We start from the raw sequence: 497 nt of genomic DNA, 5'->3' as shown, positions 1-497 counted from the left end.
AGCGAAGTTACTGATCTGAAACGTGAAGCCCATGATCTTAAAGAGGTCGTGGCAGAGCAGACGCTTGAGTTGCGGCTTCTCAAAAAAAGCATGCTTGCGGATGGGGACGACCCAGAATGAGGTATCCTGCATCAGAAAAGCTGGAGATCATCAGGCTGGTCGAGGGATCGCATCTGCCGGTCAAACTTACGTTGGAAAAGTTGGGCGTGTCGCGCCCGACTTTCTACCGCTGGTATGATCGGTACCTGCAGCGTGGTGAGGCCGGACTCGAGGATCGCAAGCCACACCCTGGTCGTGTCTGGAACCGCATTCCTGACGAAGTTCGCCAAGCCATGTTGGAAATGGCCTTGGCGCGGCCAGAACTAAGCCCACGAGAACTGGCGGTCACGTTCACTGACGAGCGCAGCTACTTTGTCTCAGAATCCAGTGTTTACAGGCTTCTTCGCTCACATGATCTCATCACCAGCCCGAACTTCATTGTCATGAAAGCAGCTGAC

The 497-nt window shown here is 54.1% G+C and carries 1 pseudogene; it reads left to right on the top strand.

Annotated features, from left to right (window positions below):
• Nucleotides 1-497: pseudogene (locus Q0859_RS21455) on the top strand (helix-turn-helix domain-containing protein); the annotation flags it as partial.

It is taken from the genome of uncultured Tateyamaria sp. (assembly GCF_947497045.1).
In the GTDB taxonomy this organism is placed as follows: Bacteria; Pseudomonadota; Alphaproteobacteria; order Rhodobacterales; family Rhodobacteraceae; genus Tateyamaria.
This window is presented reverse-complemented; position numbering and strand designations above follow the sequence as displayed.